Origin of the sequence: Saccharomonospora sp. NPDC046836 (genome assembly GCF_040645195.1) — a bacterium.
Classification (GTDB): domain Bacteria; phylum Actinomycetota; class Actinomycetes; order Mycobacteriales; family Pseudonocardiaceae; genus Prauserella_A.
On sequence record NZ_JBEYXW010000016.1, the window covers coordinates 110,223 to 136,444 of the forward strand.

The window sequence follows — 26,222 nt, forward strand, 5'->3', positions numbered from 1 at the left end:
CCTCCCGGTGCTCCATTCGATTGTCGGCTCCCCGCCTGTGTGCGTGCCAGTCCACCCCCCGCATCTCACCCATCGCAGGCGAGGAAACACGCCACGCGTGGCCCAACGGTGGGCGTGGTGGCAACGAGCTGACCGTGTCTGGAGCCGAACATGGGCAAGCGTGCAAGTTCGCGGCGACGCCGACGGTCCGCTCGCACCGTGGTGGCGGGCCTCGCCGCCACAGCACTGCTCTGCGTGCTCCCGGCGGGCTTCCCGGTCGTCGAGAGGCTGCTGGTCGGGCGGGCGGAGGTACTGGCGATCACGCTGTTCTTCGCCGCCGTGTCCGCGCTGTTCAACGGCAGCGCGTGGGCGCTACTGGCGGCGGCGGTCCTGGTGGCGATGGCCGTGCTCGGCCATGCCGCGGGGCAGGCAGCCGTCTCCTGGTGGACGGTTCTCGTCACGTTCAACCTCGTGGCGACGGCGTGCGCACTGGCCTTTCGGCGCGGGCGGCGTCAGGGCGTGCGGAGGCACGACGCCGAGGAGGTGGGCCGGTGCCGGACATGAAATATGAATTCCGAGTCCACGGGCGGGTGTCCGAGCAGCTCCGCGATGCCGTCGGCGACTTCAGCGGGATGCAGATCGTCCCCGCGCCACCGGAGACCCTGATCTACGGCACGGTCGCCGATCCCGCCCACCTCCACGGAATCCTTGTGCTGCTCGAGAGTTTCGGACTGCGCATCGTGTCGGTGCATCAGATCCCCGAGCTGCCCAGCACAGGGGAGTGAGCCGGCCATGGCCGAGCCTCACGACCCGAACGTCGAGCCGCTGAGCGACGGCGAGCGTGCGGAGCTCGACCGGCTGCGCACCGAGGTGCAGACGCTCCGCGAACGCAGACCAAAGCGCAGGATCGCCTGGAAGTCCATTGCCGCGGGGTTCCTGCTGGTGCTGGGCTGCCTGCTCACCCCGGTGTCGCTGGCGACGGTCTGGGTGCACAACCAGGTCGCCAACACCGACCGGTTCGTCGCGACGATGAGCCCGCTCATCAGCCAGCCCTCGGTGCAGGCCGCGGTCACCAACCGGGTCACCGACACGGTGTTCACCTACGTCGACGTGCAGGGCCTGGCCAACGACGCGATCTCGGCGCTGGCCACGCAGGGCGTGCCGCCCGGGGTGACCGACCGGCTACGGGGGCTGACCGGGCCACTCAGCTCGAGCGTGCAGGGCTTCGTCCACGGCGAGGTCGCCAAGGTCGTCGCCGGCCCGGGGGTGTCGCAGCTGTGGGACCAGTCGATCCGCATCGCCAGCGAGCAGATGAACGCCGTGCTGTCCGGGCAGAGCTCGGCTGTGGTGGTCAGCGGCGGTGACGTGAAACTGGACCTGGCGCCGTTCATCAACGCGGCCAAGCAGCAGCTCGCATCGTCTGGTCTCGGCCTCGCCAACCGGATTCCCAGCGTGCACCCGACGATCACGATCACCAATGCCAGCTCACTGGAACGAGCCAAGTCGGCCTACTCGCTGCTCGACACCGGCGCGACCTGGCTGCCCTGGGTCACGCTGGTGTTCTTCGCGGCGGGGATCTACCTGGCTCGCGATCACCGGCGGGCGCTGGTAGGCACCGGGCTCGGCGTGGCTGTGGCCATGGTGGTGTTGGCCGCGGGCCTGTACATCACCCGCGGCGTCGTCATCGGTGCGGTGCCGCAGCAATCCGCGGCCGCCGCCGGCGACTCCTACAACGTCGTCGTCCGGTTCCTGCGGGACGGGCTGCGCACGCTCTTCGCCGTCGGGATCGTCGTCGCGCTCGGTGCCTTCCTCGCCGGCCCGTCCAAGACGGCCGTGGCAATCCGCACCGGGCTGTCGCGGGGGATCGCGTGGCTGCGCCGCGGCGGAGCGCGGGCCGGGCTGCGCACCGGCCCGGTCGGGCCGTGGGTGTACGCCTACCGAACGCCGCTGCGCGTGGCGTTGGTAGCGGTGGCCGCGCTCGTGTTCGTGTTCTTCGCGCAGCCGAGCGGGCTGACGGTGCTGATCATCGTGCTCGTGCTGCTGGTCTGTCTCGGCATCGTGCAGTTCCTGGCGCAGCCACCCGCTGAACAGCGGGAACAGGAACACTGAAGCTCAGGCGGCGTCGGTGCTCGGCAAGCTGGCGTACTCCTCGATACGGGTGATGAGGCCGTCTTCGAAGCGGAAGTACACGGCGGCGTCGACCCGGAAGAGCGCTCCGTCCTTCATGATCACGTTCACCACATGCTGCTGGAGGACTTCGCCGGGCCGGGAGAACTGCCGGGTGATGTCGTAGCGCATCGACCGGATGGGCTCGATGTGGGCTTCCATGCCCGAGATGTTCTCCTGGATCGTCGAGTCGCCCTTGCCGTCGTTGTGCCAGACGGTGGCCTTCGCGGAGCACATCGCTCGCGCATCGGCCCATTCCCTGTTCTCCAGGTGGCGCAGATAGGTGATCGCCTTGTCTTCGAGGTCCTGGCTCATGGTGTTGCTTCCTTCTGTGTGTGGTGTGACTTGTCGCCGAACTCGCGGGGCTCAGTTCTCGGCGTAGACGAGAGCGCGTTCTCCTGCCTCGACTCGCATGGGCAGGTGGTTGCCGGGAGGCGGGAGAGGACACGTGAAGACGGCCGGGACCAGGTGGTGGTGGGAGAGCGTCGCCTGGTTGAAGTCGACGGTCAGGGTGCTGCCGGGCTCCAGGAGCGGCAGTACCAGCCAGCGGCCGATTTCGGGTGTCCCGGATCTGTTGGTCTCGTCGGTGAAGACCACGAGCCGCTGGCCGGGCATGTCTTCGAGTACGGACAGCACGTATTCGGTGCCGTTGACGGTGACGGCGAGGTCGACCGGCGCCAGGATGGCTTCCGTGCTGCGGGGAGTCGTCAGGCGTCCCACTTCGATGCGGCGGCCCTCCGGAGCCGCTCGATACACGCCTTCGAGGACCCAGGCCGGGTCGTAGGGGTAGGTGTCGATCCCGCTGAGGCCCGACCGGGCGAGAGCCCCGTGGTCCATGACGACCACGCCGTAGAACCCGTCCGCGCCTCCCGCAAAGCCCGCACGGCCATCGGAGAACTCGAGCGAGCTGCCGGACGGCACTTCGGTTGTTCCGTTCACCGCCTCGCCGTTGACCGTCATGCCGTCGTCGGCAGCGACCGACACCGTCAGGGCGCCCGCCTCGGTGATGCTCCACTGCCCGGGAACGCCGGGAATGACGTGGCTGTCCGGGCCGGTCACCCTGCCGTTGGCGACGACCTTCACCTTGCCGTTCGGGCCGGCGATCTCGTCCCACCTGCTCTTGCGCCACGCCTCGTAGCCGGCGGGCACGCTGCCGGCGTTGTTCGCTGTATCCAGGAGCGTCCGGCGTGCGGCCCATACCCTCCGTTCGGTGCGCACTGCGAGGTCGTCGCGGCGCAGGATGCTGTGTGAGCTGCCGGTGTCGAGTAGCTGGTCCAGTGCCGTGAGGTCGTCGGCCGAGAGCACGTCGGCGACGGCCCCGCGCAGGCGTCGCAGGGTGGCGAGCGCGTAGCGGCCGACCGCGGGGGAGCGGGAGTGCTCGATGTCGACGGTGATCGTGCGTTCGCCTTCGAGGGTGAATCCGGCGGCGGTCAGCTTGGGTCCCCAGTCGGCACCGCGGTGGGGTACGTGCCCGGCGTGGCGGTGGTCGCTCGCGGCATGGCAGCGTTCCTCCAGGCCGGGGCGGTTCCCGGGGGCGTCGTCGGGCAGGAAACGGGGCAGGCCGGCGAGCTCGACGACGGCGAACAGTCCGCCGGGGGCGAGCATGTCGTGGACCTGACGCAGGGTGCGGTCGGGATCGGTCATGTGGTGCAGGGAGGCCGATGCCCACACCAGGTCGGGCTTGCCGAGGTCCGGCCACGCCGAGTCGAGGTCGGCCGCAACGGTGCGCACGCGATCGGCCAGCCCGTTCTCGCGGGCCTTGTCCCGCAGGCGATGCAGATGGTCGGCCGAGGAGTCGACAGCGGTCACCTGCGCCTCGGGGAAGCGGGTGAGCAGGGCGAAGGTCCCGGCACCGGTCCCGCAGCCCAGGTCCACGATCTGGTGGGGGCTCGCCTCGACGGGCAGCCACGCGGTGATGGACGCGGTGTGCCCCGCGAGGACTTCCGCGTCGAGCTCGAGGATTTCCGCCTGGCCGTCGACGTCGTTCTGGTGTTCGTGAACGTGCGGTCCGCCAGGGTCCTGTGCAGTGGACTTCATGACGCCACGGTAAGTCGATCATGCGTTAAACGCACAGCGGTTTGCTCATCCAGCAAGACGATAGCTGTTCGGGATGCCGACCACGCAAGTCAAGATCGGTCCGTCTTGCCGGTTTGGTGCCCGCGGCGGGCCTCGCGGTCGAAGATGCCCAGGATTTCGCATGGCCCGCCCGCGGTGCCGATCGCGTGCGGGAGCATGGTGGGAAACTCGGCCGCCTGGTTGGTTTCGATGCGGAACCGGCGGTGGCCCAGCAGGAGGACGGCGGTGCCGGAGAGGACGACGAGCCACTCGCGGCCAGGGTGAGCGCGCATGCGGGCGGGGTTGTCCGGTGGCGGGTCCGTCATCCGCTGGCGCATGACGGTCATACCGGGATCCGCTTTGATCGACCACCGCATCCCGCCGTGAGTGCCGTCGATCATCGGGCTGGCGATCACGTCGTCGGTGTCCGACTCGACCAGCTGGTCAAGAGAGGTGTCCAGGGCGCGGGCGAGGATGACGAGCTGGTCCAGTGCGAGGCGGCGCTGACCGTTCTCGATCCGGCTGAGCGACGACGGACTCAGCCGGGCACGGGTGGCCAGCTCCTCCAGTGACCAGCCCTGCGCCACCCGCAGGGCGCGAATTCGTTTGCGTACGAGGCTGCCCAACTCGCCATCGTCTTGCTTCATAGGCACGATCCTATGCTCAAACCGCAAACCGCACTTACGGTCATGGAGTAGCGCCCCGTAATCAGGGGCCCCACCAACACGAAGAAATGAGGTACCGCCATGTCACCGGACGGAACCGTCGACGCCGTGGTGATCGGCGGTGGCGCCGCGGGCCTGAGCGGCGCGCTGATGCTGGCACGCTCGCGCCGCTCGGTCGTCGTGATCGACAGCGGCACGCCCCGCAACGCACCGGCCGCGGGTGTGCACGGCCTGCTCGGCCTGGACGGCACACCGCCCGCGGAGCTGCTGCGGCGCGGCCGGGAGGAGGTGCGCCGCTACGGCGGGCGGGTCGTGACCGGTGAGGTGACCTCCGCCGTGCCTGCCGCTCTTTCGGCAGACGGCGACCCCCGTTTCACCATCACCCTGGCCGACGGCAGGGCCACGCAGGCCCGCCGGGTGCTGGTCGCCACCGGACTGCGCGACGTGCTGCCCGACATCCCCGGCCTGGCCCAGCACTGGGGCCGCGGCGTGGTGCACTGCCCGTACTGCCACGGCTGGGAGGTGCGCGACGAAGCCATCGGCATCCTGGCCGTAGGCCCGGCGTCGATCCACCACGCGCTGTTGTTCCGTCAGCTGACCGAAGACCTGGTGTACTTCACCCGCGGCACCGACCTGGCCGAGGACACCCGCGCCCGATTCGCCGCCCGCGGCATCCGCGTCATCGACACGCCCGTCGCGGAGGTCGAGTCCGACGAGAGCGGCATCACGGGTGTTCGGCTGGCCGATGGACGAGTGCTGCCGCGGCGCGTTCTCGCGGTCGTCACGACGACGCTGGCCCGCACCGACGGCCTCGACGGTCTGCGGCTGCCGATGGAGGATCTGCCGGGCGGCATGGGCCGCCGCTTCGTCACCGGCATGGCAGGCACCACCGAAGTGCCGGGGGTGTGGGTGGCGGGCAACGCCACCGACCTGACCGCGCAGGTCGGTGCCTCCGCCGCGGCCGGAGCCCTCGCCGGTGCCCACCTGAACGCCGACCTCACCACAGCCGACACCAACGCGGCCCTCGCCGCCGCGTCGTCCAGGACCACTCACGCCTGAGTCGCGCGTCTGTTTTAGTGACCGATGCTGTCCGGCACGAGCACCACGGAGGACACCATGACAACCACGCCGAACGACCCGACCACCGCGCTGCCCGGCCGCCCGCCCGTGGTCGACCTGGCCACCTGGCAGGCCGCCCGTGACGAGCTCCTGGTCCGCGAGAAGGCCCACACCGGCGAGGGCGACGCTCTCGCCGCGGCCCGCCGCCGGCTGCCGATGGTGGAGCTCGACGGGACGGTCGAGGTCGTCGGACCCGATGGCCCGGTGCAGTTCCTGGACCTGTTCCAGGGCCGTGAGGAGCTCGTGGTCTACAAGCACATGTGGTACGACGGCGCGCCGCACCAGGGGCAGTGCGAGGGCTGCACCACCACGGCCTGGCACCTGAAGGACGCCGTCTACCTCAACGCCCGCGGCGTCTCGTTCGCCATCCTGACCACGGGCCGGTGGGACGAGGTGGCTTCCTACGTCGAGTTCATGGGCTACACCCAGCCCTGGTACTCGGTGCGCGACGTGGACGCGCCGGTCGGCGGCGAGATGGGTTACCTCACCTGCTTCCTGCGCGAGGGCGATCGCGTGTTCCTCACCTACTCCACAACCGGCCGTGGCAACGAGCGGGTCAACGGCTCCTTGGGCCTGCTCGACATGACGCCCTACGGTCGTGGCGAGGCGTGGGAGGACAACCCCGAGGGCTGGCCCGAGGGGCACAGCCCGTGCTGGTCATGGCGCTCGGACGCGGACGGAAACGCCACCTGGGGCCCGACCAGCCGCCCCGTGCCACAGTGGACCCGCCCCGGCGCGACCCCCGTGGAGACCCTCGGCCGGCACGGCCACCACCACTGACGGCGACGTGTTCTACGACGTGGACCTGGGGGAGGGCGTCGGCGTACCGGACTGGCAGATCGTCGCGGCGTCGCGTAGGGCCGTGCGGGTGTTGTTCGCGGCCGTGCGGATGGCGGCGGTGTCCGGCGGCTGCGCCGACAGCGCGCTCTGCAGCTGTTGCAGGCTGGCCTTGGCGTTGTCGAGCTGCGCACTCGTCTGCGTACCGATCGAACTACGGGCGGCATCGATGGAGTTGGACAGGCTCGTCGCGGCTGCGCGGACCTGGTTGCCCGTCGCCTGGCCGGTGAAGAAATCGGTGACCGTGTTGACGAGCCCCTGCCCGGCGTCCGCCAGGCCCGTGCAGGCCGAAGCGCCGGTCGTGGGCGCGCCGGGCGTCGTCGTCAGCGGGGCGGTCTGCGCCGGCGGCGGGGCAGGTGCGGTGGTCGTGGGGCCCCCGCCTCCGCCTGCGCAGGCGGCGAGAGTCGCGGTGGCGGCGATCAGCATGGCGGCTCCCAGTAGTCGCCGATCAGCGGCAGCCACGATCGATCACTCCCCTCAGCAGAAGGAAAACCCCTGCCACGATCGCGGGCCAGCAGCCGGCGGGGCTCATACGACACGGGTGATCTCAGCGGGTTCCGCCAGAGCACGCTGGAACGGAGGAAGGAACCAGAGGTGGTGCCGGGATGAGTTCCAGCCAAGCGCGGCCATCGCCGGCGCGCCGCGCCTACGCCGCCGGTGCGCTGCTCGCGCTCGCCGCGGCCTTCGTCGCCGGCATCGTCGCGCTCGTGCGCCACCCGGTTCAGCTCGTGCTTGCGGTGCTGCTCATCGGTGTGGCGGTGGCGGCGGCCTGGGCGGCGCTGGTCCGCCGTGGCGTTCGCAGGGTTGCGGCCGCGGTGCTGGCGGCCGTCGCCATCGTGGCGACCGCGGCGCTGCCCGACCTGCGGGCCTACCTCCTTTTCCTGCTCATCATCGCGCTGCTGTTGCTGACGGTCGCCGCGGCGAGTCTCGCGCTCGGCGACGATCTGGCGCCCCCGGTGGCCGCTCATCCGGTCGGCCCTGCGCACAACGGAGTGCTGTTGATGAACCCCCGGTCCGGCGGTGGGAAGGTGGCCCGGTTCGAGCTGGAGAGCAGGGCACGGAGCATGGGCGTTCAGCCGGTTGTGCTCACACCGGGGGACGACCTGCGGGCGCTCGCCGAACGTGCCGCGGCGACCGGTGCCGACGTGCTGGGGATGGCTGGTGGTGACGGCTCCCAGGCCGTGGTCGCCGACGTCGCGCGACAGTATGATCTGCCGTTCGTGTGCGTACCGGCAGGCACCCGCAACCACTTCGCGCTCGATCTGGGACTGGACCGGGACAACGTGGCGGCGGCGCTGGAGGCCTTCGGGCAGGCGGTCGAGCGCCGGATCGACCTGGCGACGGTGGGCGAGCGCGTGTTCGTCAACAACGCCTCGCTCGGCGTGTACGCGATCGTCGTACAGTCGGCGGGCTATCGCGAGGCCAAGGTCGCCACTGTGGCCCAGCGCCTGCCCGAGCTGCTCGGTCCTGATGTGGTGCGCCCCGACCTGCGTTTCACCGGCCCGGACCAGGAGCAGCACCCACCCGCTGATGTCGTGCTGGTGTCCAACGGGCCCTATCGCCTCGACAACCTGACCGGCTTCGGCAGCCGCCCGCGGCTGGACTCCGGCCTGCTGGGTATCGCCACCGTGACGTTGGACCGCGCGCGGGACATCCCGGTGCTGGTGTCCGCGGAGATGACCGGGCGGCTCGCGCGCTTCCGCGGCTACCGGTCCTGGGCCGTCCCCGAGTTCGTCGTGGACTCGAACCAGCCCCTGGTGGAGGTGGGTGTCGACGGTGAGGCGCTGCGGCTGCCTCCGCCACTGCGGTTCCGGACCCTGCCCGGGGCACTGCGGGTGCGGCTGCCGCTGTCCGCGCCCGGCCCGTCGGCCGCGGCGGCGGAGAGCAGGTGGGCGACGGTGCTCGCGCTGTTCCGGATCGTCGGCGGGCACCCGGCACGCGCGGGGACATTCATCCGTAGCGGATGAGGGTCGCGGCCGCACTGTCCGGGCATGCTCGCGTGGAGCCGAGCCCAACTTTGGGGGTGGATGCCATGGCTGGCGGTCACACCGTACGAGACACCCAGCACGCGACGGCCTGGACCGGATGGATCTCGTTCGCCGGGATCATGCTGATCCTGGTCGGTCTGTTCCATGCCATCGAGGGGTTCGTCGCGGTCTTCAACCGGACGTACTACCTCGTGACGTCGTCGGGCCTCGTCGTCAACGTCAACTACGCGGCGTGGGGCTGGGTACACGTCGGCCTCGGCGTGCTCGCCGTCGTGATCGGGGTCGGCGTGCTGGGCGGTAACACGGCCGCGCGTGTCGGCGCGATCATCTTCGCCGCGGTGAGCGCGATCGTGAACCTGGGCTTCATCGCCGCGACCCCGGTGTGGTCGATCCTGGTCATCGCGGTCGACGTCATCATCATCTACGCGATCATGGTCCACGGCCGCGAAATGAGGCTGGAGAAGTAGCAGGCGGGCATCTCACCCGGCGTGGGCGAGCAGCCGGGCCCGCTGTCGTGGGCACAGTGAGTGCACACCTAACCCGACACCGAATACCCGGGAGGGGACTATGAGTGAGCACGCACACCCGGGAGCGGGGACCGCGCGCGGCGTGGGATCCGTCTCCTCCACGCCCTCAACACCGTCAACACCCCCAACGTCTTCGACGTCGTCAACGCCCTCGACGTCCTCGACTACGCCGACGTCCTCGACGGAGCCACGCACCGGCGTCCGGTCGGCGTGGCTGGGCTGGCTGTGGTTCGCCAGCGTGATGCTGATCCTGCTCGGCGTGTTCAACGTCATCGAGGGGCTCGTCGCACTGTTCAACCGGAACTATTTCGTGGCGGGACCGCAGGGCCTGCTGGTGTTCAACTTCACCGGCTGGGGCTGGATTCACCTGATCATCGGCGCGCTCGCCGTCGTCACCGGAGCTGCGCTCTTCACCGGTGCGATCTGGGCGCGCATTATCGCCGTCGTTCTCGTGGTCATCAACGCGATCGCGCAGCTGGCGTTCCTGTCGGCGTACCCCGTGTGGTCGACGCTCGTGATCGTGCTCGATGTGGTGGTGATCTGGGCGATCGTCGTCCACGGTGAGGAACTCAGGCGTGAGGAGAGCTGGTGAGCCTGCCAGGAGTGAGCGCACATGGTTCGCATCGAAGGCGAGATCCTCATCCGTCAGCCGGTCGAGAGGGTATTCGACTTCGTCGCGGACGAGCGTAACGAGCCGCTCTACAACCGGGGCATCAGCGATGTCGAGCAGATCACCGACGGGCCGATCGGCGCGGGCACCCAGTTCGTGGCGACCGTCAGGGCGATGGGGCGTGCCCGCAAGATGATCCTGGAGTACACCGAATTCGAGCGGCCGCGGAAGCTCGCGTCGAGGACGATCATGTCCACGGCCGACATCAGCGGCACGCTGGAGTTCGAGCCCGCGCAGGGCGCCACGCGGATGCGCTGGTCGTGGCAGCTCGAGCCACGGGGCGTCTTCGCTCTGCTGGCGCCCGCCCTCGTGCCGGTCGGCAGGCGCCAGGAACGGGCCATCTGGACGAACCTGAAGAGGCATCTGGAGGGCAGCCAGGCCCGCACCTGAGCTCCCTGCCGTGGCGCCGGAGCGCGAAGACCGCGCCCGGCGTCACTGTGCTGCGGCGCCTCCGTGAGCCGGGTCTTTCGAACGGTCCTTCAGGGACTTTCAGCCCTGCGCAAGGCATTCTCGCGCGAGCAGCGTGCCAGGTAGCCGCATCCGGGCCAGCCGCAGCCAAGGCGAGGACTGACTCATGCTGACTCAACCGCTGACCGGTGATCTCCGCCGGTACCTGCACCAGGTGGCAGGAGCCCTCGGCCTGCCGCCCGACGCGTCAGTGACGCTGCACGACGCCGAACCCTCCGGCCGGGTCGCGCTCCGTTCTCGCCTGCCGGCCTTTCCCAACCTGGACGCGTTGCTGCAGTGGACCACGCGGCACGGCTGGTGCCTCGCTGTGCGGAACTTTCACGGTACGCAGGTGATCCCGTTGTGCTATCTCGGTCCCGACCCCGTTCCTGATCCTGCGGAGGTGGCGCGGTTCGCCAGGGAGATGGTGTCCGGTGCGCATACGGGAGCCACGGCACCACCGGCGGAGTACGACCAGGCCGAGGTGCTCAACCGGCTGGCGGACACCTGAGCGGCTCACGCCCCGATGACGAGGCCCGGCACCGGTGAGGTGGCGGCGTACTGGGCGAGCCGTTGTGGCAGGAGCCTGCGCACAGCGGCCGGGAACGTGGGCGGAACCGCGTGTCCCGGCGCCGCACCATCGAGCAGCGCACGGGCGTACCGCGCGACGCGTTCCGGTGCGGGCAGCACGTCCTCGCCAAGGTAGGACAGCACGATGAGGTCCTCGCTGCACGCGGTCTCGATGGCGCCCGCCCAGCCGTGCTGCTCGTCCCAGAGCAGCGCGACGTCCCGCTGCGGGAAGCCGGGAATGAATCCGTCGAGAGCGAGATAGGTCTCCAGCGGGTCCGGCTGCGCGCAGTAGGAGTCACCCTTCAGTCCCAGTGCTGCCGCCACACTCCGTGCGTACTGGTGCAGCCCGCGCAGAGTGGTGTCCCACGACTCGAGCTCTAACTCCATGCTGTGTCCTCGTTTTCGTATCTGGAGATCTCTCACCCAGATACCCCGGCGCCGTGGTGCCAAAACTCCGCCATTGGAGTCATGCGTGGCCCGGTCACGCGGGAATGACACGAACAGCTCAACACCGCTAACAGCCTGCGGCCCGCATAGGGCGCTGAAATCGCCTGGCGAGGGCGTACAGGGCCTGGCGGCCGAGGCGTTCCGGGACGTACGCGGTGGCCCGCAACGCTCCGGCGACCGCACGGATGGTCGCCATGGCAAGCTCGAACGACTCCGGACTCGCCGTACCGGTGACTGCTTGCAGCAACGCGTCAACGCGCGCTGCCTCCGCGTTCGAGGAGATGCCTTCGACGAACCGTCCTTCCAGGCCCAGAAGGTGCGCTACGTACCACCAGTACCGGTACAGCGAAGCAAGTTCTTCCGACGTTATCTCGAAGCCCATGAGGCTTTCGGCCCGGAACCCGGTCAGACACTGCTGGACCCAGACCAATCACACAGGTTACTGGTCTATACCGGCGTTCCCGGCAGTGAGAGCTACGAGAAGTTGCAGGTGCTGTCCGTCATCGGCGCACAGGCACTACGCTAGCGGGGGAACTTCCGAGCTGACCTGGTGCGGACGCCGGCAGAAATAGACCAGGGCGGGCGGCAGGTTGGCCCAGACCGTACGGCTGATGACAACCTCCTCGAACCGTGACCGCAGCGAGCGCAGCAACCGCTGGGCCGGCGGAGCCCACCGGGCGTGGACATAGGCGAAGGTGGTGAAGACGCCTGCCGGCTGCATGGCCGCGACCACCGCCGACAGAACGTCGTGCTGGGACTTCTCGGCGTACGCCGCCCAGGGCAGGCCGCTGACCACGACGTCGACCTGGCCGATGCCCCGCTGCGCAAGCACGTCTTGGAGGGATCTGGCATCCGCGATCGCGACGTCAACCGCCGGATGGAGCGTTGCCAGCCGTCCGGCGAACCGCGGGTTGAGCTCGATGGCGATGTGCCGGCCGGATCCCGCCAGGCGTTGCTGGATGATCTCGGTGAACGCCCCGGTTCCGGGGCCGAGCTCGAGAACGATGGGAGAGCCTGTCCGCGGTACCCCAGCCGTGGCCAGCTCTGCCAGCGCCGGTCCGCTCGGCAGGACAGCGCCGACGGTCATGGGATCGCGCACGAACTCGAAGAAGAACGACACAGCTCAGATCCCCCACCCGGTCGCAAGACTTTTGATTTCCCAGATCCCATTGTGGCAAGCATGTGCCAGCTGAATCCGCCTACTGCCGCTCGGGATTGGCGGAGTACAGGTAACACCTGTTCGGACTGCTCGAGCACAAGGCATCAACAGTGCCCCATCATGGCCAGCTATGCGCGTCGAGCAGCAGAGCCCAGAGCTGCGAAGGCGCAGCGTTCGACGTGGCCGTCACGGAGTAGAAGCCGTGCATCGTTCACCTACCGCCCGTCACTGGCGCCGGTGACGACGGTGAGTTTCCCGGAGTGATCGGGAACGATGATCTCCGGTCGTGTGCGTGCCATGTGTGACTCCTCGTTTGTCTTGATCGATTCCACCACGGATCGAGCGGTCGCTGCTATACCGGGATGCCCGATCCCCCGGATGTGCGCTTCCCGTGGCCGAGCCCGTCAGCGAACAGACGGTCGAACTGCTCCTCCGTCGCTCCTCCTGCACAGTGCGAATGGCGTTCTTTTCAGCACCGGAGTAATTCACCGGGATGGACTTGTCGATGTCACTGGAAGATCCGGTGACCACAGCAACTTTTCCAGTGAGATTGGCCATGTGCCCATTCCTCTGGAAAGTGGATGTGATCTCAGGCTGCGCCTGATCCACAGAGATATCCACGGCCTCCCGGCTCACCGACACCCCCGCCGGAATCATCACCGAACTCGGCGAGACACTCCGGCAGACCCCGCTCGGCGTCGCACTCACCGGCGACACCACCCGATACACCGGCCCGCCCCGCAGCATCGCCTATCGGTGGTTCACCGACCCGACCAGCCGGGTCCTGTACCACTCCGACGACCATGCGCTGCACTCCCGCGTCTTTGCCTCCGGACTACGCAACACGGTCACACTCCGGGGGCCCGACTCATGGGCCGCTCACCTCCGAAACCTCTTGCTGGCCCGCAGCGAAGAATTCCGCACTGTCTGGAATGAACACGAAGTCGGCAGCGGCTACAACGACGTCAAACGTTTAATGCAGCCCGAGGTCGGCGCACTCGAACTCACGATGAACGGGTACGCGCTGCACCGGCAGATGTTGCCGTCACGAGATCGTCGGCCTCTCCCGCAAGGGCCGGTGCGGCCTCCGCCGCCGGTGCGGCGTCGGCTGCCGTCGCCGTCGCCAGCAGCGGCGCCGCTAACGTGATGGCGGCGCCGCCACCCAGAAGGCTTCGCCGGGACACGCCCGACTGGTCACGGCCCGCATCATCACTTGGATTCATCGATTCTCCCCGGTTGGGCGGCGGATGAGACACACCGGAACCGTCTGCATGATCGACCGGCTCAGGTGCTGCCCACTCTGACCACCGAAGACGATGACAGCCAGGACCTGCCGACCCGAGGCTAAGCGGGCGGGGCAGCAGTGAGCGCGGGCGCGTTGGACCACTCGATGCTGCGTCCTCGTTGTCGTATCTGGAGATCTCTCAGCCAGATACCCGGGCGCCAAAACTCCGCCACAGGTGTCATGCGCGGCCCGCGACATCCCTCGCCACGGCGGCGAAGTTGCCGACCACGGGGTCGATGTCGCCGACACGCCGCGCCATGGCGAGGTGGACTATGCGAGTCGCCGGGCTCAACGGCCGGAAAGCCACCTCGCGGCGGCGAAGGCCGGCCACCGAGGACGGCACGAGCGACACGCCGAGGCCACCGGCGACCAGCGCCACGATCGTCTGCATCTGGACCGCTTCCTGCACCACGTTGGGTGTGAAGCCCGCCTGCCGGCAGCATGCGGTGATCTGGTCGTACAGGCCCGGCCCGAGGTCACGCGGGAAGAGCACGAACTGCTCACCCGCCAGCCGCTCGGCGCTGACAGCGCCCTCGGCTGCGAGTGGGTGGTCGGCAGGGAGGGCGACGAGCAGGCGCTCGGCGCCGAGCGGCTGGACGTCGAGACCGGCGGCGTCGCCAGCGGTCAGCGGCGGGCGCAGCAGCCCGATGTCCAGCGTGCCCGCGTGCAGGGCGCGAGCCTGCTGCACCGTGGTCAGCTCGCGCAGCGTGAGACCGACCCCGGGGTAGCGCTCGCGGAAACGGCGCAACGTGCGGGGCAGCAGTGCCAGCGTCGCCGAGCCGACGAAGCCGAGCACAAGCGTCCCGCTGTCACCGCGACCGGCCTGCTGCGTGGCCTGGCGTGCGGCCTGAGCCGATGTCAGCACATCCCGCGCCGTGGTCCGCAGCGTCTCGCCGGCCGCGGTGAGCCGCACGGTCCGGCTGCTGCGGTCGAAGAGCGTGACCCCCAGATCGCGTTCCAGCGCCCGGATCTGCTGACTCAGCGGGGGCTGGCGGATGCCGAGCCGATCGGCGGCGCGGCCGAAGTGCAGCTCCTCGGCGACCGCGAGGAAGTAGCGCAGGTGTCGCAGCTCCACGGTGTACCGTCCCGGTAAACGATATGTCTGGCATATCAATGCCGCTGTCTTCGCCTATTAACCCTATTGATGGCGAGGAGAAGATCGACGATCGAGGCATGCGCAGACTGCTCACCGCGGCCGTGATCGCGGTCGCCGCCCTGCCCGGCACGGCTGCCCCCGCGATCGGGACCGACCGCCCTGCCACGGGGCTCATCCGCACCGATTTCCACGTGTCCAGCGATCCCGGTGTCCGCATCGCCGTGCGCGAGGTCCGCACCCCGGGCGGGCCGCGGGACACGCCGCCGGTGCTGCTGCTCCACGGTGCGCGCGTTCCCGGTGTCGCGAGTTTCGACCTTCCCGTCGCCGGGGGATCGCTGGCCGCTGACCTGGCCAGAGCGGGACACCGCGTCTATGTGATGGACGCGCGGGGGTACGGCGGTTCGACCCGGCCTCCCTCACTGGCCGAGCCGCCCGAGGCCAACCCGCCCGAGGCCAACCCGCCCGAGGCCAACCCGCCCGCCGTGCGGTCCAACGCCGTCGTCCGGGACATCGCCGCGGTGGTGGACCGGATCGGCAGGGGCCGGCAGGTGGCCCTGCTCGGCTGGGCGACCGGTGGGCACTGGCTCGGCCAGTATGCCGCCGCCTACCCGGATTGGGTCAGCCGGCTCGTGCTGTACAACACGCTCTACGGGCCGAATCCGGAGCACCCGACCCTGGGCCGGGGCAGCGGCTACGAGGATCCGAACCGGCCGGGCCAGTTCAATGCCGGCCGCTACGGTGCCTACCGGCTCAACACCGCCGAGAGCCTGCTGCCGTCATGGGACAGCTCGATCCCGGTCGAGGACAAGACCACCTGGCGAGATCCCGCGGTCGTCAACGCCTACGTGCGGGCCGCGCTGAAGTCCGATCCGACCAGCGACAGCCGCAGCCCCGCCAGTTTCCGCGCCCCGAGCGGCGCGCTGGAGGACAGCTTCTACCTGGCCACCGGCCGGCAGCTGTGGGACGCCAGCCTCATCACCGCGCCGACGCTCATCCTGCGCAGCGAGTACGACTTCTGGAGCAGGGCCGAGGACGTCCGGCTGCTCGAGGAGCACCTGGTGCACGCACCGGCTGTGCGTGCCGTCGAACTGGCGCAGGCGACGCATTTCGCGCACCTCGACCGCATGCAACGCGGTCGCGGTCAGTTCCTCACCGAGGTCACCCGGTTCCTGTCTGGGAGCCACTGACCTCGCGCGGCGAGTGTCCACAGCGGATTACTCGCAGGCGATCCCGTCACCGTCGCGATCGAGGTCATAGATGTCCGTACCGATCACGCGGATCGGGCCGGTCACGTAGGCGGGGCCGTCGCCACTGCCGCCCGCGCAGTCGACGTCGCTGGCCACCGGGACACAGCCGCTGTAGTTGGGATCGCATTGCGGCTCGGGTTCGGGCTCGGGTTCTGGGGCCGGCTCGGGTTCGGGCGGCGCCGGTGGGGGTGGCGGTTGCGGGGCGGGGGGTCGTGTGGTCGTGCGCGGCGCTGGAGGTGGGGGAGCGGCGGGCGCGACCGTCGTGGTCGTGGTGGTCGGCGGCGGTGTCGTCGTGGTGGGACGGGTGCTGCTGGGCTGTGTGGTGGGCGGGCGGGTCGTTGTTGCCGTCGTGAGATCGGCAGCCGTGCTCGACGGCGGGCTGTCGTCGTCTTGGCCGGCCAGCGCGGCGATGACCAGGATGACGGCGATCGTCGCGGCGATCCATGCGGGGCGCGAGGAGAAGATGGTGCGGCGCTTTCGTTCCATGGCAGGCATGGCAGCGGTGGGCAGTGGAGTCTGCGCCGGTGCGGGGACCGGTCTCATGGGTACCGTGTCCTCGCCGGTGTGTTTGGGCAGGCGGAGCACGGCCTCGAGCCCGTTGCGGCCCTCCTGGATCAGCGCCTCGCAGCCCGCTCTGCCGCTCTGCGCGCTCACCTGCGCGAGCAGAGGCCCGTAACGTTGTGACATCGCGAAGGTCAGCTCACCAATGCGGACACCGTCGAGGCGGACCTCGATAGCGCTTTCGCCGCGGTACTTTCCCGAGCCGATAACGCACCAGCCCAGTTCGACGGCAACGCGGCGCTGCCCGCCTGGCGGCACGGCATAGCGAGCCAGGGCGGGCTGATGGTGCTCCTCGCGAGTGACCACGACCGTGACTTCGGATCGCAGCATCACCAGGCCCGACGACGAATTCTCGATCACGGTGTGACCCCCAAAAGCTTGTCGGCATACGTGTATCGAGAAATGGACTGGACCGTTACGGCGAGATCGAAATGATATCGATTTCGCGAAAAGCCGCCATTGTCCGTGAATTACCGACTCGTCCGGCTCATCCACAGTGGACCGGCATTGGCGGCTGGGGTTCGACCCACCCGATGTCCCCGCACGCACCGCGGGCGGCAAAGATAGCCCTCGTGACTCCGAGGTGGTACGAGGAAGGCGAGGAGCCGGACTACCGGTTCACGCTCGCCAATGAACGCACGTTCCTCGCATGGCTACGCACCGCGCTGGCCCTACTCGCCGGTGCGGTGGCCCTGGCCCAGCTGGTGCCCGCGTTCTCGGTGGCGGGGGTGCGCACCGGCCTCGCGGTGCTGCTCGCGGTGACGGGCACGGTGCTGGCGGCGTTCTCGTACCGCCGGTGGGCGCAGGTGCAGCGGGCGATGCGGCACGGCCGCCCGCTGCCGATGACCTGGCTGCCGTTCGTGGTGGGCGTCGTGGCGGCGCTGGCCGGGGTCGCCGTGGTGGTGGTCGTGTTACTGCACACCCGATGAGCACCCGGGACCCGGGGCTGCAGCCCGAGCGGACAGCGCTCGCCTGGCAACGAACGGGCTTGGCTGCCGGGGTCGTCGCGGTGCTTGCCCTGCGCAACGGCGTGCTTCACGGCGCCCTGCTCGACCTGGTTGCCGGGACGCTGCTGGTGGTCGTGCTGCTGATGACCTTCATCCTGTCGAGGGTGCCGTCCGGCACCGGAACGGCCCGCCGGCTACTGCTGGCCACCGTCGGCGCGGTGGTGCTGGCCGGTGTACTGATCACCGTGCAACTGCTCATGAACCCGGCGTAGGCACGCTTCTGTACATCTGTACTAGTACAGATGCGTTCGGATAGTCCACACCGGACAGTGCGTGACTGGTCATGCCGGGACGTTATCGGAGCGGGTATTGGACGCACGGACCGTGCCGGTGTTGCGTGAACGCGTCACGATCACGATCACGGTGCGGGAGTGGAAGCGGATGGGAAACAACGGTGCAGGTGGCGAGGGACGCGCTAGGCTCTCGCGCAGGAACATGCTTGCGGCCGGTGCCGCGGGGGTCGGCGCGACGATGCTCGCGGCACCGGCCGCGGCGGCGGAAGGACAGCCGCAACGAGTGAGCTGGTTCGCGGACAAGGTCGTGCTCATCACCGGCGCGACGTCCGGGATCGGAGAGGCGACGGCCAGGGCCATGGCCAGGGAAGGGGCGAGTGTCTTCTTCTGCGGTCGCAGGAAGACACTCGGCAGGCGGGTGCAGGACAGCATCCGCGCGGCCGGTGGCGCGGCGACCTACCACTATGCCGACGTGCGCGACGAGGGTGACGTGCGGCGCTTCGTCGAGGCCTGCGTCGCGAGGCACGGCCGGCTCGACATCGCCGTCAACAATGCGGGCGTCGAAAGCCCGCGCGCCGTGCGACTGCACGAGCAGACCATGGCCGATCTGGAGGACGTCTGGCGGACCAACGCGGGCGGTGTCTTCCTGGCCATGAAGTACGAGCTGCCGCACCTGCTGGCGCAAGGAGGTGGCGCGATCGTGAACACCGCGTCGATCTCGGCGGAGGTGGGCTTCGCGACGATCGCGCCCTACAACGCCAGCAAGCATGCGGTCGCCTCGCTGACGAAGGTGGCCGCTCTGGAGTACGCGGCCGATGGCATCCGGATCAACGCGCTCGCTCCGGGGGCGGTCGACACACCGATGCTGCGCCGGGCCGCCGAGGCGTTCGGGATGACCTACGAGCAGATCGCCCAGGACTATCCGATCAGGCGCATCGTGCATGCCGACGAGATCGCGCGGGTGATCATGTGGCTGAGCACTCCCGACGCCGCTGCCGTCGTCGGCACCGATGTCGACGCCTCCGGTGGTTACCTCACGGGCTGACCGCCCGGCCGGCCGATGGTCGCCGAATGCCGACGTTTCAGGTCGCTTTTTCACCCGTTCCTCCCGGCTCGGTCGTGAGGGAAACGTCAACTCTCGAATCGCCGGCGTCAAGGGTTTGTCAGTGCGACTCCGGTGGGTAGATCTGAGCGGTGACCATCGCGCTGAGGGGGCCATTGATTGCTCCGCGAGAACGGAAGGGCACGCGGATGGCTGACGTGGCTTATGTCGTGCTGACAGTCGGCATTTTCGCGGCTCTGGTTCTGATATTGCGGGGTCTGGAGCGGTTATGAGCGGCAGTGGGGCATTGGCCGATGTTGTCGGCGTGGTGCTCGCGTTGTTGTTGCTCGGTTACCTTTTCGTGGCGTTGATTCGGCCGGAGAAGTTCTGACATGTCCGACACCGCCGCGGGCCTTGTCCAGGTCGCTGTTCTGCTCATCGCGCTCGCACTGGTCTACAGACCGCTCGGCGACTACATGGCCCGCGTGTTCACCGACACGCGGCACTGGCGTGTCGAGCGGCTGATCTACCGGATCGGGCGGGTGAGTCCCGACTCGGAGCAGCACTGGAAGACCTACGCCACCGCGGTGCTCGGCTTCTCGTTCGTCTCGGTGCTCCTGCTGTTCCTGCTCCAGCGGCTGCAGCCGCTGCTGCCGCTGAACTTCGGGCGGACCGTGGACACCGGCGTCGCGTTCAACACCGCGATCAGCTTCGTGACCAACACCAACTGGCAGTCCTACGTGCCGGAGACGGTGATGGGTCACGTGGTGCAGATGGCGGGCCTGACGGTGCAGAACTTCGCCTCCGCCGCGGTCGGTCTCGCTGTCGCGATGGCGCTGGTCCGCGGTTTCGTGCGGGCTCAGACCGACCGCCTCGGCAACTTCTGGGTGGATCTGACCCGGGGTGTCCTGCGGATCCTGCTGCCGATCTCGTTCGTGTTCGCGATCGTGCTCATCGCGCTGGGGGTCGTGCAGAGCCTGCGATCCGGGGTCGCCGTGACCAACCCCGACGGATCGCACAGCACGATCGCGCTCGCGCCTGCCGCGAGCCAGGAGGCCATCAAGGAACTCGGGACCAATGGCGGTGGCATCTTCAATGCCAACTCGGCGCATCCGTTCGAGAACCCGAACTCGTGGAGCAACCTGATCGAGATCTTCCTGCTGCTGGTGATCCCGGTGTCGCTGACCCGCACGTTCGGTGTGCTGGTGGGCAACAAGCGGCAGGGCACGGTGCTGCTGTCGGTGATGACCGTGCTGTGGGCGGCCATGCTCGCGGTGGCGTGGTGGGCCGAGACGCACCCGAACGGCCCGGCGGCGTTGTTGGCGGGGGCGAGTCTGGAAGGCAAGGAACAGCGCTTCGGAATACCGGCGTCGGTGTTGTTCGCCAACAGCACGACGGGCACGTCGACCGGTGCCGTCAACGCGATGCACGACAGTTTCAGCGGACTCGGCGGCGGTGTGCCCATGCTGAACATGATGTTCGGCGAGATCTCTCCGGGCGGGGTGGGCACCGGGTTGTACGGAATCCTGGTGCTGGCGATCATCGCGATGTTCCTCGCCGGCCTGATGGTCGGCAGAACCCCCGAGTATCTGGGCAAGAAGCTCGGCAGACGTGAGGTCACGGCCGCCGCGGTGTCGATACTGGCCATGCCGACCGTGGTCCTGCTCGGCACCGGCGCGGCCCTGCTGCTGCCGGCCACCACGGGGGCGCTGAACAACGTGGGCGCACACGGCTTCTCCGAGCTGCTCTACGCCTACACCTCGGCCAGCAACAACAACGGCAGCGCGTTCGCCGGCATCACCGTCACGAGTGGCTGGTTCCAGTCGACACTGGGTGTCTGCATGGCGCTCGGACGGTTCGTGCCGATTCTCGCCGTGCTGTGTCTCGCCGGTTCGCTGGGGGCGCAACGGAAGGTCCCGGAGACCGCGGGCACGTTGCCGACCACGAGCCCGCTGTTCGCGTCCATGCTGGGCGGCACCGTGGTGCTCGTGGCCGCGTTGACGTTCATCCCCGCACTGGCGCTCGGCCCCATCGCGGAGGCACTGGCATGACGACGACTCACGAGCGTCCCCGGCGCACACCGGAGGAGGCGACCCAGCATCGCGTGGAGAACGCGGGCCGGGTGGGGGCAGGCGTGTTCAACCCGCGCCAGCTGCTCATCTCGCTACCCGACGCGCTGCGCAAGCTGAACCCGCTGCACCAGCTGAAGAACCCCGTGATGTTCGTGGTGTGGGTCGGGTCGGTACTCGTGACGGTGTTCGCCGCCGCCGAGCCGGGCTGGTTCACCATCGGGGTCGCGCTGTGGCTGTGGTTCACGGTGCTGTTCGCGAACCTGGCCGAGGCCGTCGCCGAGGGAAGGGGCAAGGCGCAGGCGGCGACCCTGCGGCGGCTCAAGAAGGAGACGATCGCGCGGCGCCTGGGTACCGACGGCAGCGAGGAACGCGTCCCGGGTACCCAGTTGCGTATCGGCGACCTGGTCGTCGTCGAGGCCGGTGACACCATTCCCGGTGACGGCGATGTCGTCGAGGGCATCGCCACCGTCGACGAGTCCGCCATCACCGGCGAGTCGGCCCCGGTGATCCGGGAGTCCGGTGGTGACCGGTCCGCGGTCACCGGCGGGACGACCGTGCTCTCCGACCGGATCGTCGTGCACGTGTCGACGAAGCCAGGCGAGTCGTTCGTCGACCGGATGATCGCGCTCGTGGAGGGCGCGTCCCGGCAGAAGACACCGAACGAGATCGCGCTGACGATTCTGCTCGCCACGCTGACGATCATCTTCCTGCTGGCGGTCGTGGCGTTGCAGCCGATGGCGCGCTACTCGGGCAGCCTCCAGTCGGTGGTGGTGCTGACGGCGCTGCTGGTGTGCCTGATCCCGACCACGATCGGCGCCCTGCTCTCGGCGATCGGCATCGCGGGGATGGACCGGCTCGTGCAGCGCAACGTCCTCGCGAACTCGGGGCGTGCGGTGGAGGCAGCGGGTGACGTCAGCACCCTGCTGCTGGACAAGACCGGCACGATCACGTTCGGCAACCGCCGTGCCACTCACCTGTTCCCGGTCGGCGGGCACACTGTCGCGGAGCTGGCCGCGGCCGCGCGGCTGTCGAGCCTGGCCGACGAGACCCCGGAGGGCCGCAGCATTGTGGAGTTGTGCGCCCGGGAGTACGGACTGGCCGAGTCGGCAGGCGCGCGGGAACAGGCGGCGAACGTGGTGCCGTTCAGCGCGCACACCAGGATGAGCGGGATCGATCTCGACGGCAGGATGGTGCGTAAGGGCGCGGCGGGGGCGGTGCTGGCCTGGGTGACCGAGCACGGCGGCTCCGTTCCCGAGGAGGCCACCGCGATCGTCGACCGGATCGGGCACGACGGTGCGACTCCACTGCTCGTCGCCGAGCGGGCCAACGGGGGGACCGATGTCCTCGGCGTGATCAGGCTTTCCGACGTCGTCAAGCCGGCGATGCGCGAGCGGTTCGCCGAAATGCGCGCGATGGGCATCCGGACCGTCATGATCACCGGGGACAACCCGCTGACGGCGAAGGCCATCGCCGAGGAGTCCGGTGTGGACGATTTCCTCGCGGAAGCCAAGCCCGAGCAGAAGATGGCACTGATCCGGCGAGAGCAGGACGGCGCCAGGCTCGTCGCCATGACCGGCGACGGCACCAACGACGCGCCCGCGCTGGCACAGGCCGATGTCGGCGTTGCGATGAACACCGGCACCATGGCGGCCAAGGAAGCCGGGAACATGGTCGACCTCGACTCGGACCCGACGAAGCTGATCGACATCGTCCGCATCGGCAAGCAGCTGCTGATCACCCGCGGCGCACTGACCACGTTCAGCATCGCCAACGACCTCGCCAAGTACTTCGCGATCCTGCCTGCCATGTTCACCGGCATCTACCCGCAGCTGGCGGCGCTGAACATCATGCGGCTGCACTCGCCGAGCTCGGCGATCCTGTCGGCGGTGATCTTCAACGCGCTGATCATCGTTGCCCTGATCCCACTGGCACTGCGCGGCGTCCGGTACCGGCCTTCGAGTGCGCGTGCGCTGTTGCGCCGCAACCTGCTGATCTACGGGGTGGGCGGCATCATCACGCCGTTCATCGGCATCTGGCTGACCGACCTGCTGGTCCGGCTACTCCCGGGGATGTGACCGACATGAAGACACTGGCAGCCCAGACCTGGGCCGGTGTGCGGATCCTCCTCGTGCTGACCGTCATCGTCGGAATCCTGTACCCGTTGGCGACCTGGGCGGTGAGCCGCCTTCCCGGCCTGCGGTCCAATGCGGAGGGTTCAGTGGTCACTGTGGACGGTCGCGCCGCGGGCTCCGGCCTCATCGGCGTCGACCCCGTCGCCGCCGACCCCAGCCACGACCCGTGGTTCCACACCCGGCCGTCGGCCAGCGCGTCCCAGCCGCTGGGCCAGGGGGACCCCTCCACCTCCGGCGGATCGAACAAGGGCGCGGCCGACCCGGGGCTGGTCGCCACGGTGCGGCAACGTCAGGAGGCCATCGCGCGCAGGGAGGGCGTGGCACCGGGCCAGGTTCCGCCGGATGCGGTCACCGCCTCGGGCTCGGGCGTGGATCCCGGAATCAGCCCGCCATACGCGGATTTGCAGGTGCCCAGGGTCGCGCGGGAGAACCGCCTGCCGGAGGACCTGGTACGCCGGCTCGTGGCCGACAACACCACGGGCAGGGGGCTGGAGGTGCTCGGCGAGCCCGCCGTCAACGTGCTCCGGCTCAACCTTGCGGTGCAGGCGGCCGCCACCGGCCGTCCAGCGCCGTAGCCGGCGAGCTGCGCCACAGTAATTGACAGCCGGACCCACTCGGTGTCATGGTTCACTACATGAGTAATGAACCAGGGTGCCTGAGTGGACGTCAGGCACGGCGCGTGCCGAGATGAGCGACGACGGCAGGCCGCTGTTCCTCCAGATCGCGGAGCGGCTCGAGAACTCGATCATCGACGGCTCGCTGCCGGAGGACACCCGCGTGCCATCGACCAACGAGCTCGCCGCTTTTCACCGGATCAACCCGGCGACCGCCGCGAACGGGGTGAACCGCCTGGTGGCCGACGGGCTGCTCTACAAACGAAGGGGAATCGGGATGTTCGTGGTGCCCGGGGCACGCGAGGTGTTACTGGAACGCCGCAAGGAGTCGTTCGGCCAGGCGTTCATCGAACCGCTGCTGACAGAGGCACGCAAGCTCGGAATGAACGCCGAGGACCTCAAGAAGATGATCGACGCCTGGAAGGACGAGGCATGAACGCCGTGCGGACACGGGGCCTGACCAAGCGGTACGGCGACTTCGCCGCACTCGACGGGGTCGGCATCGAGCTGGCCGCGAACCGCATCCACGGCCTGCTCGGCCGCAACGGTGCCGGCAAGACCACGCTGATGCAGATCCTCACCGGCCAGCAGCTCGAGACCTCCGGTCAGGTGGAGGTGTTCGGTGGTCATCCGTACGAGAACGAGGCCGTACTGCGCCGGATCTGCTTCATCAAGGAGTCGCAGCACTATCCGGAATCCTTTTCCGTTCGGCACGCGTTCGCGGCTGCCCGGCTGCTCTACCCGGACTGGGACCAGCACCTCGCGGACCAGCTCATCGAAGAGTTCGCGCTGCCGCTCAAGCGGCGGATCAAGAAGCTTTCGCGGGGCCAGCTCTCCGCGGTGGGCGTGACCATCGGGCTCGCCGCGCGGGCCCCGCTGACGTTGTTCGACGAGCCGTACCTTGGCCTGGACGCGGTGGCCAGGCACACGTTCTATGACCGGCTGCTCGCCGACTACGCCGAGCACCCGCGCACGATCGTGCTCTCCACCCACCTCATCGACGAGGTCAGTGACCTCATCGAGCACGTCGTGCTGATCGACAAGGGGCGGATCCTGCTCGATGAGGAGGCCGAATTGTTGCGCTCGCGGGCGGTGACGGTGACCGGGCCTGCGCAAGCGGTCGAGGAGTTCGCCCGCGGCCACGTCGTGCTGCACCGTGAGCAACTGGCCGGGTTCCTCCGCGTGACGCTGGAGGGTGTACGCCCCGGCCAGAGCGCGGACGGCCTCGAGTTCGCACCGGTGTCGCTACAGGAGCTCGTGGTTCGTTCCACTCAACACGCCGCCGGTGAGCGTGCACTCGCCGGGGCCGCGAACGGGAACGGAGAGCGCGCATGAGCCGCGTGTGGCGGGTCGTCCGCATCCAACTGGTCAACGCCCCGGCCGTTCTCGGCCTCCCGGTGTTGGTGCTTCTGCTCGTGCTCGCCGCGAACATCGCGCTCTTCGCCGCGATCGGCGACGCGGCGCCACCGGATGGCAACATCACCGGTGCGGTGATCTCGATCTACGGGGTCATGCTGGCCGTGCACCTGCAGACGATGACCCAGGTGTTCCCGTTCGCGCTGGGCCTGAGTGTCACCCGGCGCACGTTCTTCGAGGCGACGAGTGTGGTGGTGGCAGCACAGGCGCTCGGCTACGGCGTTCTGCTCTACCTGCTGAGCCTGCTGGAGCGCGGGACCGACGGATGGTGGCTGCGGCTGAAGGTCTTCCAGATTCCGTTCCTCGACGTGAGCAACCCACTGCTGCAGATCCTCGTCTACACCGTGCCGTTCCTGTTCGTCTCCTTCCTCGGAGTGTTCCTCGGTGTGGTGTTCAAGCGCTGGGGCCAGCTGGGTGTGTGGGTGCTGGCGATCGGCGCCGGGGGAGCGCTCAGCCTGGCCGCGATCCTCATCACGTGGCAGCGCTGGTGGCCCGCCGTCGGCGAGTTCTTCGCCGGTCAGTCGGCACTGGCCTTGTTCGTCGGCTACCCGTTCGTGCTGGCCGCCCTGCTGGCCGGGGCGGGCTATCTGACGCTGCGCAGGGCGACCGCATGATGCCACGGCGCTCAGACTCCACAATGGACTGACGCCCACCGGGCGTTGTCGGGGGACGACGGTGGCGAGGTCGCGTGGCGGCCTCGCCACCGCCTTCGTGTGCACGGACTGAAGCGGTCAGTGAGCTGTCGTTCACTCGCTGTCGCGACATAGCACAGGGCGCAACGTCACGATCTCCGTTACACCTCTTGATCCCGGGCGGTTTGCTCCATATGCTCGCTGAAAGCGCTTACGAAAGCGCTTACATGGAGAGACCCAACGGCGGGTGGATCAT

31 protein-coding genes and 1 pseudogene are annotated in these 26,222 nt (G+C 68.9%); 22 read left to right on the forward strand and 10 right to left on the reverse strand.

The window, feature by feature from the left end; translation table 11 throughout:
- The first annotated feature begins 150 nt into the window (after positions 1-150).
- The 3 genes from ABZ863_RS19455 to ABZ863_RS19465 are packed head-to-tail and all read left to right on the forward strand — an operon-like array spanning position 151 to position 2,088.
- Positions 151-543, forward strand: a complete 393-nt coding sequence (locus tag ABZ863_RS19455) for a hypothetical protein (protein ID WP_358537370.1) — start codon at positions 151-153, stop codon at positions 541-543.
- Entirely contained in the window at positions 540-764 is a 225-nt protein-coding gene (locus tag ABZ863_RS19460; protein ID WP_358537373.1) for a hypothetical protein, read from the forward strand. Before ABZ863_RS19455 ends, ABZ863_RS19460 begins: the two co-directional genes overlap by 4 nt.
- A 7-nt stretch (positions 765-771) precedes the next feature.
- Positions 772-2,088 carry a hypothetical protein gene (locus ABZ863_RS19465; protein WP_358537376.1) on the forward strand — a complete coding sequence of 439 codons (1,317 nt, stop codon included), beginning with the start codon at positions 772-774 and terminating at the stop codon, positions 2,086-2,088.
- A 3-nt stretch (positions 2,089-2,091) separates the two neighbouring features.
- On the opposite strand, the gene ABZ863_RS19470 is transcribed toward ABZ863_RS19465, so the two are convergent.
- The 3 genes from ABZ863_RS19470 to ABZ863_RS19480 all read right to left on the reverse strand — a co-directional run bounded on the left by ABZ863_RS19470 (position 2,092) and on the right by ABZ863_RS19480 (position 4,847).
- Positions 2,092-2,460: a nuclear transport factor 2 family protein gene (locus ABZ863_RS19470; RefSeq protein ID WP_358537379.1), complete on the reverse strand. Its 369-nt coding sequence runs from the start codon at positions 2,458-2,460 to the stop codon at positions 2,092-2,094.
- A 51-nt stretch (positions 2,461-2,511) separates the two neighbouring features.
- Positions 2,512-4,182, reverse strand: coding sequence for a DUF1684 domain-containing protein (locus ABZ863_RS19475; RefSeq protein ID WP_358537382.1), 1,671 nt, complete (start codon positions 4,180-4,182; stop codon positions 2,512-2,514).
- An 89-nt stretch (positions 4,183-4,271) separates the two neighbouring features.
- Positions 4,272-4,847: an XRE family transcriptional regulator gene (locus ABZ863_RS19480; protein ID WP_358537385.1), complete on the reverse strand. Its 576-nt coding sequence runs from the start codon at positions 4,845-4,847 to the stop codon at positions 4,272-4,274.
- A gap of 99 nt (positions 4,848-4,946) precedes the next feature.
- Between ABZ863_RS19480 and ABZ863_RS19485 the strand changes: the two genes are divergently transcribed.
- Both ABZ863_RS19485 and ABZ863_RS19490 read left to right on the forward strand, forming a co-directional pair.
- A complete protein-coding gene (locus ABZ863_RS19485) occupies positions 4,947-5,924 on the forward strand; it encodes an NAD(P)/FAD-dependent oxidoreductase (protein ID WP_358537388.1) in 978 nt (325 codons plus the stop codon).
- 57 nt (positions 5,925-5,981) lie between these two features.
- Positions 5,982-6,764 carry a DUF899 domain-containing protein gene (locus tag ABZ863_RS19490; RefSeq protein WP_358537391.1) on the forward strand — a complete coding sequence of 261 codons (783 nt, stop codon included), beginning with the start codon at positions 5,982-5,984 and terminating at the stop codon, positions 6,762-6,764.
- A gap of 12 nt (positions 6,765-6,776) precedes the next feature.
- Here ABZ863_RS19490 and ABZ863_RS19495 read toward each other — a convergent pair whose 3' ends face one another.
- Positions 6,777-7,283: a hypothetical protein gene (locus ABZ863_RS19495; protein ID WP_358537394.1), complete on the reverse strand. Its 507-nt coding sequence runs from the start codon at positions 7,281-7,283 to the stop codon at positions 6,777-6,779.
- 143 nt (positions 7,284-7,426) lie between these two features.
- Between ABZ863_RS19495 and ABZ863_RS19500 the strand changes: the two genes are divergently transcribed.
- Together ABZ863_RS19500 and ABZ863_RS19505 are read left to right on the forward strand one after the other, a co-directional pair.
- Entirely contained in the window at positions 7,427-8,788 is a 1,362-nt protein-coding gene (locus ABZ863_RS19500) for a diacylglycerol kinase family protein (protein WP_358537397.1), read from the forward strand.
- Positions 8,789-8,853: 65 nt separating this feature from the next.
- Entirely contained in the window at positions 8,854-9,276 is a 423-nt protein-coding gene (locus tag ABZ863_RS19505) for a hypothetical protein (protein ID WP_358537400.1), read from the forward strand.
- A gap of 12 nt (positions 9,277-9,288) precedes the next feature.
- Here the strand turns inward: ABZ863_RS19505 and ABZ863_RS19510 are convergent, their stop codons facing one another.
- On the reverse strand, positions 9,289-9,609 hold the full coding sequence (locus ABZ863_RS19510; RefSeq protein ID WP_358537533.1) for a hypothetical protein: 321 nt from the start codon (positions 9,607-9,609) through the stop codon (positions 9,289-9,291).
- Here ABZ863_RS19510 and ABZ863_RS19515 point away from each other — a divergent pair.
- The 3 genes and pseudogenes from ABZ863_RS19515 to ABZ863_RS19525 form a co-directional block, all read left to right on the forward strand.
- Positions 9,539-9,928 (forward strand): annotated as a pseudogene (locus ABZ863_RS19515) (hypothetical protein); the annotation flags it as partial. The gene ABZ863_RS19510 and the pseudogene ABZ863_RS19515 overlap by 71 nt on opposite strands.
- Before the next feature lie 21 nt (positions 9,929-9,949).
- Positions 9,950-10,396, forward strand: coding sequence for an SRPBCC family protein (locus ABZ863_RS19520; RefSeq protein ID WP_358537403.1), 447 nt, complete (start codon positions 9,950-9,952; stop codon positions 10,394-10,396).
- Between the two features lie 184 nt (positions 10,397-10,580).
- Positions 10,581-10,964, forward strand: a complete 384-nt coding sequence (locus tag ABZ863_RS19525) for a DUF6292 family protein (protein WP_358537406.1) — start codon at positions 10,581-10,583, stop codon at positions 10,962-10,964.
- A 5-nt stretch (positions 10,965-10,969) separates the two neighbouring features.
- Here the strand turns inward: ABZ863_RS19525 and ABZ863_RS19530 are convergent, their stop codons facing one another.
- The 3 genes from ABZ863_RS19530 to ABZ863_RS19540 form a co-directional block, all read right to left on the reverse strand.
- Positions 10,970-11,410: a DUF6292 family protein gene (locus ABZ863_RS19530; protein ID WP_358537409.1), complete on the reverse strand. Its 441-nt coding sequence runs from the start codon at positions 11,408-11,410 to the stop codon at positions 10,970-10,972.
- Between the two features lie 127 nt (positions 11,411-11,537).
- On the reverse strand, positions 11,538-11,900 hold the full coding sequence (locus ABZ863_RS19535) for a hypothetical protein (RefSeq protein ID WP_358537412.1): 363 nt from the start codon (positions 11,898-11,900) through the stop codon (positions 11,538-11,540).
- Between the two features lie 87 nt (positions 11,901-11,987).
- Complete coding sequence (locus ABZ863_RS19540; protein ID WP_358537415.1) at positions 11,988-12,590, reverse strand: SAM-dependent methyltransferase; 603 nt, start codon at positions 12,588-12,590, stop codon at positions 11,988-11,990.
- A 652-nt stretch (positions 12,591-13,242) separates the two neighbouring features.
- On the opposite strand from ABZ863_RS19540, the gene ABZ863_RS19545 reads away from it, so the two are divergent.
- Entirely contained in the window at positions 13,243-13,776 is a 534-nt protein-coding gene (locus ABZ863_RS19545) for a hypothetical protein (protein ID WP_358537525.1), read from the forward strand.
- Positions 13,777-14,092: 316 nt separating this feature from the next.
- Here the strand turns inward: ABZ863_RS19545 and ABZ863_RS19550 are convergent, their stop codons facing one another.
- Entirely contained in the window at positions 14,093-14,989 is an 897-nt protein-coding gene (locus tag ABZ863_RS19550; protein ID WP_358537418.1) for a LysR family transcriptional regulator, read from the reverse strand.
- A 98-nt stretch (positions 14,990-15,087) separates the two neighbouring features.
- Here ABZ863_RS19550 and ABZ863_RS19555 point away from each other — a divergent pair, with 98 nt between their 5' ends.
- Positions 15,088-16,197, forward strand: coding sequence for an alpha/beta fold hydrolase (locus ABZ863_RS19555; RefSeq protein WP_358537421.1), 1,110 nt, complete (start codon positions 15,088-15,090; stop codon positions 16,195-16,197).
- Positions 16,198-16,224: 27 nt separating this feature from the next.
- On the opposite strand, the gene ABZ863_RS19560 is transcribed toward ABZ863_RS19555, so the two are convergent.
- On the reverse strand, positions 16,225-17,178 hold the full coding sequence (locus ABZ863_RS19560; RefSeq protein WP_358537424.1) for an excalibur calcium-binding domain-containing protein: 954 nt from the start codon (positions 17,176-17,178) through the stop codon (positions 16,225-16,227).
- 212 nt (positions 17,179-17,390) lie between these two features.
- On the opposite strand from ABZ863_RS19560, the gene ABZ863_RS19565 reads away from it, so the two are divergent.
- The 10 genes from ABZ863_RS19565 to ABZ863_RS19610 all read left to right on the forward strand — a co-directional run bounded on the left by ABZ863_RS19565 (position 17,391) and on the right by ABZ863_RS19610 (position 25,948).
- Positions 17,391-17,747, forward strand: a complete 357-nt coding sequence (locus ABZ863_RS19565) for a DUF202 domain-containing protein (protein WP_358537427.1) — start codon at positions 17,391-17,393, stop codon at positions 17,745-17,747.
- Entirely contained in the window at positions 17,744-18,037 is a 294-nt protein-coding gene (locus ABZ863_RS19570) for a DUF202 domain-containing protein (protein ID WP_358537430.1), read from the forward strand. The genes ABZ863_RS19565 and ABZ863_RS19570 overlap by 4 nt, the downstream gene beginning before the upstream one ends.
- A 97-nt stretch (positions 18,038-18,134) precedes the next feature.
- The gene (locus ABZ863_RS19575; RefSeq protein WP_358537433.1) at positions 18,135-19,103 is read left to right on the forward strand and encodes an SDR family oxidoreductase; all 969 of its coding nucleotides are present in this window, start codon (positions 18,135-18,137) and stop codon (positions 19,101-19,103) included.
- Between the two features lie 286 nt (positions 19,104-19,389).
- Positions 19,390-19,491, forward strand: a complete 102-nt coding sequence (gene kdpF / locus ABZ863_RS19580) for a K(+)-transporting ATPase subunit F (protein ID WP_358537436.1) — start codon at positions 19,390-19,392, stop codon at positions 19,489-19,491.
- Position 19,492: 1 nt separating this feature from the next.
- A complete protein-coding gene (kdpA, locus tag ABZ863_RS19585; RefSeq protein ID WP_358537439.1) occupies positions 19,493-21,151 on the forward strand; it encodes a potassium-transporting ATPase subunit KdpA in 1,659 nt (552 codons plus the stop codon).
- A complete protein-coding gene (kdpB, locus tag ABZ863_RS19590) occupies positions 21,148-23,247 on the forward strand; it encodes a potassium-transporting ATPase subunit KdpB (RefSeq protein WP_358537442.1) in 2,100 nt (699 codons plus the stop codon). Before kdpA ends, kdpB begins: the two co-directional genes overlap by 4 nt.
- A gap of 5 nt (positions 23,248-23,252) precedes the next feature.
- On the forward strand, positions 23,253-23,879 hold the full coding sequence (locus ABZ863_RS19595; protein WP_358537445.1) for a potassium-transporting ATPase subunit C: 627 nt from the start codon (positions 23,253-23,255) through the stop codon (positions 23,877-23,879).
- 112 nt (positions 23,880-23,991) lie between these two features.
- Complete coding sequence (locus tag ABZ863_RS19600; RefSeq protein WP_358537528.1) at positions 23,992-24,354, forward strand: GntR family transcriptional regulator; 363 nt, start codon at positions 23,992-23,994, stop codon at positions 24,352-24,354.
- On the forward strand, positions 24,351-25,253 hold the full coding sequence (locus tag ABZ863_RS19605; RefSeq protein WP_358537448.1) for an ABC transporter ATP-binding protein: 903 nt from the start codon (positions 24,351-24,353) through the stop codon (positions 25,251-25,253). The genes ABZ863_RS19600 and ABZ863_RS19605 overlap by 4 nt, the downstream gene beginning before the upstream one ends.
- Positions 25,250-25,948: a hypothetical protein gene (locus ABZ863_RS19610; RefSeq protein WP_358537451.1), complete on the forward strand. Its 699-nt coding sequence runs from the start codon at positions 25,250-25,252 to the stop codon at positions 25,946-25,948. The genes ABZ863_RS19605 and ABZ863_RS19610 overlap by 4 nt, the downstream gene beginning before the upstream one ends.
- Positions 25,949-26,222 lie beyond the last annotated feature (274 nt).